Source organism: Enterococcus lemanii, from assembly GCF_016909125.1.
Taxonomy (GTDB): domain Bacteria; phylum Bacillota; class Bacilli; order Lactobacillales; family Enterococcaceae; genus Enterococcus_I; species Enterococcus_I lemanii.
The window spans coordinates 1-5679 of record NZ_JAFBFD010000068.1 but is presented as its reverse complement, the minus strand read 5'-3'; the positions used below and the strand labels follow the sequence as shown (position 1 = coordinate 5679).

11 protein-coding genes are annotated in these 5679 nt (G+C 30.9%); 1 reads left to right on the top strand and 10 read right to left on the bottom strand.

Going from position 1 to position 5679, the window contains the following annotated elements:
- Positions 1–423: 423 nt before the first annotated feature.
- Genes JOD14_RS12955 through JOD14_RS12940 form a run of 4 tightly spaced genes read right to left on the bottom strand, consistent with a single transcriptional unit; the run spans position 424 to position 1698 of the window.
- Positions 424–573, bottom strand: a complete 150-nt coding sequence (locus JOD14_RS12955) for a hypothetical protein (protein ID WP_204655192.1) — start codon at positions 571–573, stop codon at positions 424–426.
- A gap of 28 nt (positions 574–601) precedes the next feature.
- Entirely contained in the window at positions 602–1102 is a 501-nt protein-coding gene (locus tag JOD14_RS12950; protein WP_204655191.1) for a hypothetical protein, read from the bottom strand.
- 1 nt (position 1103) lies between these two features.
- Complete coding sequence (locus JOD14_RS12945; RefSeq protein ID WP_204655190.1) at positions 1104–1343, bottom strand: hypothetical protein; 240 nt, start codon at positions 1341–1343, stop codon at positions 1104–1106.
- A gap of 16 nt (positions 1344–1359) precedes the next feature.
- The gene (locus JOD14_RS12940) at positions 1360–1698 is read right to left on the bottom strand and encodes a hypothetical protein (protein ID WP_204655189.1); all 339 of its coding nucleotides are present in this window, start codon (positions 1696–1698) and stop codon (positions 1360–1362) included.
- A 147-nt stretch (positions 1699–1845) separates the two neighbouring features.
- Between JOD14_RS12940 and JOD14_RS12935 the strand changes: the two genes are divergently transcribed.
- A complete protein-coding gene (locus JOD14_RS12935; RefSeq protein WP_204655188.1) occupies positions 1846–2094 on the top strand; it encodes a helix-turn-helix domain-containing protein in 249 nt (82 codons plus the stop codon).
- Positions 2095–2139: 45 nt separating this feature from the next.
- On the opposite strand, the gene JOD14_RS12930 is transcribed toward JOD14_RS12935, so the two are convergent.
- From JOD14_RS12930 to JOD14_RS12905, 6 genes are all read right to left on the bottom strand, one after another.
- Entirely contained in the window at positions 2140–3216 is a 1077-nt protein-coding gene (locus tag JOD14_RS12930) for a replication initiation factor domain-containing protein (protein WP_204655187.1), read from the bottom strand.
- 2 nt (positions 3217–3218) lie between these two features.
- Positions 3219–3509 carry a hypothetical protein gene (locus JOD14_RS12925; protein ID WP_204655186.1) on the bottom strand — a complete coding sequence of 97 codons (291 nt, stop codon included), beginning with the start codon at positions 3507–3509 and terminating at the stop codon, positions 3219–3221.
- Positions 3510–3706: 197 nt separating this feature from the next.
- Positions 3707–3937 (bottom strand): hypothetical protein, encoded by a 231-nt coding sequence (locus JOD14_RS12920; RefSeq protein ID WP_204655185.1) that lies wholly within the window; start codon positions 3935–3937, stop codon positions 3707–3709.
- 15 nt (positions 3938–3952) lie between these two features.
- Positions 3953–4654, bottom strand: a complete 702-nt coding sequence (locus tag JOD14_RS12915; RefSeq protein ID WP_204655184.1) for an ATPase — start codon at positions 4652–4654, stop codon at positions 3953–3955.
- 118 nt (positions 4655–4772) lie between these two features.
- Positions 4773–5027, bottom strand: coding sequence for a hypothetical protein (locus tag JOD14_RS12910; RefSeq protein WP_204655183.1), 255 nt, complete (start codon positions 5025–5027; stop codon positions 4773–4775).
- Positions 5017–5679: hypothetical protein (locus JOD14_RS12905; RefSeq protein WP_204655182.1), on the bottom strand; the 663-nt coding region annotated here is incomplete at its 5' end. The genes JOD14_RS12905 and JOD14_RS12910, both read right to left, overlap by 11 nt.

The following is a 5679-nucleotide window of genomic DNA, read 5'->3' as shown; positions in this document are numbered from 1 at the left end:
CTTCATCACTTACAACGCTTTCGCCTTGAAACTGTTGTAAATATTCTTCATCTTGTGCATAGAAATCTTCTTCTTGCCCATCACCCAAAGAATCGACCAAATCGACATCTTCGCTACTATCAATACTAATGCTATCTGTACTAATAGAAATGTTGCTTGCATCATCAGCATAGACAGTATTTGAAATATCGGAAAAAATATAATTATCATAACAAGCAACAACAAGAATAAAAAAGCTAGTCCTGCACGTTTACCAATTTTTTTTACATCAATCATTTTTTTGCTCCTTTCAAAAAATTGTTCGGTATTAAGTATCATTTTAACAACACCAGGCAACGCAATTGTTCGGAAAATAAGAAAAGACTAGACCTTTTTGAAGTCTAGTCTTTCAACAACTTAAACAATATTTAAAATAGCAATTAATTAGCCTTTGTTCATCATAGACTTAACAAGAGTAAAACCTTTTTTAGCTACCCAAGTAACAGATAAAATAGAAACACCAGCACCTAGTGCAATAGGAACAACACTTGTAATTGATGTTACGATTGGTTCAAACATTTCAGCAGTAAACATACAAAAACCTCCTTTTTTATTTTTTTATTTAAAAAGCAGAAGCACTATCAAACAAACGACCTAAATATTTAACTGTAAGCCAACATGGAACAACAAACATAATAATCATAAATAAAGAACGACTATTAAAATAATTTAAATCTTCCTGTTTAAGCTGTAGTTCACTTTTTTCAGTTCGTTCAACAATAACCCCTAATTTTTCACTAAGTTCAGTTAACAAAGCTGAATTATCAACTTCATTAATCGCTTGAATCATTTCTTGACGAGAAAGCTCTTCTTTCTCTTTTGCTTCTTCAGATTCAAGACTTTTTAAAAACTGTTCAATTTGTAACGCTCTTTGCTCTGCTTTCGCTTCTTTTAAGTCATCTTGTGCCTTTTGTTGTTCCGCTTCTTGCAAAGCAATTTCTGCAAGTTCCTGTTCATTTGCATTGCGTTCTTGATAAAGCTTAAAAGCTTCTGTTCTCAACTCAAAATCTTTTATTAAATTTTCATTTAACATTTTTAATTGTTGAAGAATTTCTTCTTCCATACTAAGCACCAACAACAGAAATACAACTATGTTGCGTTTGATAGCCTCGTTTTTCAGCTTTTAAAGTAAACTTACACTTGCCACCAGCACCAACAGAAATTTGAATATTTGGATCAGCAAAATATTCTAAACGTCCATAATTTTTAACATCTGCAAAATGCACTAATGAAAACGGAACACCTGCTTTACTAATTTTTTCTTCTTTTTCTAAAAAAATATAATCGCCTTGACTTACTAACATTTTTTCTTCCTCTTTTCTATATTAAATTTATATCTATATTTTTAAATCTAGACCAAAAATCTAAATCAATCCCATATTTATTAATAGCGAATTCCGTAACTTCCCACCACAAATCTATCAAATCATACTCAAGCGCAAGTTCATTAATTAAAACAAAATATTCATGACTTGCTTGATTAGCATTTGAATCAAAACAAAAATATAATTTTTCAATTTCTTTATCTAACGCAATCAAATAAGCACGCAATTTCAAATAATCTTTCTTCTTAAAAATTTCCTGTACTTTTAAAACTACTTCTTCATCTGTTAAGGGTTCTTTTACATTTTTTTCTTGATATTCTTTTTCTTTATTCATTTTTTATACCCCTTTCTCAAGTTAACTCTATATGGTTAATCAACATCTTAAAGATACCTTAATTTTTAAAACTTGTCAACCATAAAGAGTTAAAAAAATATGATATAATATATCATAATATAAAATAAGCAAAAGGAGCGTTTTTTTATGAATAATAATGAAATACCACAAAGAATAAGAAACTTAACAAACGAAAGAAATATAACAATAAACGAATTAGCAAAACGTTCAAAATTAACGCAATCAACAATAAACAATATTATAAACGAAAATAAAAGCCCTACACTAAAAACAATTGTTAAAATTTGTAGCGGATTGAATATTAGCGTTACTGATTTCTTTGATTTTCCACCATATAACAAAAAAAAGAAGCTGATAAAATCAACTTCTAAATAATAAATTAAATAAGCCTTAAGCTCACTCTATATACATTATATAAAGTTACGTGTTTTTTTTATTATTCATTTTATATTGATCAATCATTTGAAAATGCTGTTTTGTCATTCTAGAACGCCCTTCCTCAACAAGTCCTTTGAAATAAAAACCAGTTTCATTAAAACATTCATCTAAAACCGCCAAACTGATTGCAGCTTGATATTCAATCCAATTTTTTGTTCGCTCAACTGATTTTTCTAAAGGTTGCATTGTTAATCTAACACCAGTTACATCTCCAAGAAACTTTGACCAAAATCCACAAACAGCCCAACGAGATTTATTACTATCAGTTTTATGCGGTACTAAAAAACATAAATATTCGCTCATTATTGATTTAACTAAAGTACCAATTTCAAAGTCACCGTTTGCAATCATATTAAAAACTACTTCAGCGCGCTCATGTCTTAACTGTATTTCGTAACGATTCCAGAATTCAATATCATCAGGAATAACAGCTAACATACTTGTTAATTGTGCCAATTTATCATAAAAACGAAATTCAATATCACCTTTACCCAGATACAAAGTTTGACCGTTTAAAGTTTTTTCGCTTTGTGTATCACCTGATTCGATATAACGCCACGACCTAAGACCTGCTGTACTTCTAAAATGCTTTTCACGCATCTTTCTATGCAATGTAGTAATATTCAAGTGTCCTTTATAATCATCTATAGCAACATCTAAACGTGTAATGTGATGTAACGTATAAACAGACCTTAAAATATTAAAATAGTCTTGCCAATTAAAACCTTCAGTCCAATTAGCTTCTAACCACCTGCAGCCTTGACCTTTAATGTCAATATGAGTATATGCTTGTTTTTCTTCAGTTTCATTTCTAGTACTTACAGTAATTAAATTTTGATACGTATAACGATCATCATATTCATTTTTATCATCAAGCTTTCGATGCTCGAAGTCTGACTTTTCAAGATGCAAAAGCTCACAAAATTGTTCATTAAAAAGATTTCCAATAAATGTGCTAGAGAACCAGTCAACACAGGCTTCCAAGCTATTTCTCATTGTAGACTGTGGGGGGGTGTTACTAGACCCCCCGTAAACATTATTTTCTGCTTTTTCAAACATAGTTAAAACCCCTCAACATCATAATTAAATTCAAATGTTTCATGTAATAAAATAACATCTCTTATAGTGAATCTAAGGCTCGTAGAACGACCTGTAACATAAAAATCAAGTATCAATCGAACCTTATCCCCTCTCTTAAATTGAGGTAAACGCACACGATTCGCTACTGGAACATAAAATTGTGTCTTAGTTCTTGGAATTTTTAAAGTTAAACCTTGTGAAATACGATCAGTAAAAGGAATCTTTTCATAATGAAATTTAACAACTTCTAAATGATCAATATAGCTAAACATAACCAAAGTTCCTCCCATGCTATTTAATTGCTGTCAATCCCCCTTCCCCCTTATCCAAGGGGAACCCTTCGCCAGGTGGCGCTCTCTTCGGCATTTCATACCAAAGAGATAACTCAAGGGTTTTAGGCGTACTTATGTCAAGGCATAAATTCCTTTCGCTTACGCTACAGTCAGACATTTATACTTGACATAAAATTTTATGGACACATCGGATATTTTTTACCTAAAACCGGAATTTCAGGGTATTTCCTTGCAACTACAAACGTCTGATTTAACGACCATTCCCAGGCATCAATGCAACTAGCACCGCAGTACATACATGATTTGTAATCAATCCATTGACTACGTAGAGAAACTCTTTCGCAATGCAAACACCATTGATATTCTTCACAACTTAACCAAGTATCAACAAATTTTTTTTCACTCAACTCAATCCCTCGTTTCTATTGATTAACAACATAAATATTCGTGTTCAGCTTTTCTTCTTTTGCCTGCTCACTTAGTGTTTTGATGACAGCGTAAGAATCATACAAATCCCGTAAATCATCTGTTTGAATAAAAGATACTTTTCGTAATCTATGCAGCTGCTTTTTTTCTTCGGGGCGATCAATGTTATGACTGAACTCATCAGCATCATAAAAGCGCCCACGTGTGTATCTTCCCATTATGGTATTACAAACAACAACTTCATACGTTTGTTCACGTAACGCTTTAGAAACACGTGTAAACACTTGTGATGTACCTAAAATTTTTATTGATTGCTTACGTTGTTGAGTGATCACACGTAAGACATCTTTTGAAACTTTACTGAAAGAATCAAAATCATTTTGAATCTCGTCCCACAAAATCAAAACTCCAATGCAATTTAATTCATTTGCACGCAAAACCGCGTTTGGAATATCTGCTAATGATTTCAAAGGTTCATTTTCATGCACATAGCCGAAATTACTAGCTATGTATAAATTAGGATACTCTAAGCGATAACGTTCTGCTTCATAAACAAGCGTCATTGTCTTACCTGCTCCTTGACGCCCTGTAAATAGAGTTAGTCCAAAGTCTTTAAAAAGTTTAATACCTTCTTTTCTTAATTGTCTGTATTTTTTGTAATCTTTAATTTTATATTTGATAAATTGCAATAATTTCATACAATCAACCTCTTCTTTTTTTTAACTATTTAACTAATACAAACTAATTAATTTATTATTGATAAAGGCGCAAAAAATGCTTGCCAGTGCAGGCACTGTCTGCATTTTTTTGCTTCCTTTACCCACCAATAAAAGGAATTTTTTTGTAAATAAAATTAAATATTTTTAAAATAAACTGAATATTCTGAATTGTTATGATTACTCCCAACGCTGCAACAACTGATCCAACCGGAAAAAAATAATCTGCAAGACCCAACATTTCTCTAAAAAATGATGCATCTGGCATTTCAAAAGAAAAATCGATCGTAGGAATCAATGAAAGAAATAAATCAACAATGCCTATTAATAGATCAAAAAATAGTTTAATTATCATTGATTAAATCTCCTGTCCCTGTAATTTTTCTAAAAACAAAAACTGCTACCGAAATCCAAAGCGATAAAGACATAACTCCTCTAAATTTTTGAACGTAAGAATCAATCAGTGTAAAATCAGGTTCAAATTTAGCTCCTAAAAATTCGAATGAGACAGCTTTTTTAAAATCTCCTGGAGCTGGAGTGAATAAATTCTTAACGCTATCAGCCAAACTTAATAAACTACCGAATTTTAAATTAAATTTTAATTTGATTCCTTCAAAACCTTCTGAAATAAAATTCGTATTTTCTGGAATAAACAAAGCAATTATTTTATCTAGTAAATTATCAAGAAAATCTAAAATACCTAATAAACTATCTGTAAGACCTTTTACAAGTTCTTTTAAAAGGTCCCAAATATTGGTGCCTGCTTCATTCGTAATCTCACCAAATTCAAGCTTCTTAAGCATTTTTTCTAAACGTGCATAATCAAAAACAGGCACATTAAAAGTTGGTATTGGTTTTTCGTAAATTAATTTTAGCCAATTCGTGACAATTGCTAAAATATCATTTGTATTAATTAATTTAGTATTAATCATATCAAGCCAATCATTCATTATCTCTGACCAGTTATTATTTAAAAGCAACAAATCATTTGTAAGATTCCAAGAAAT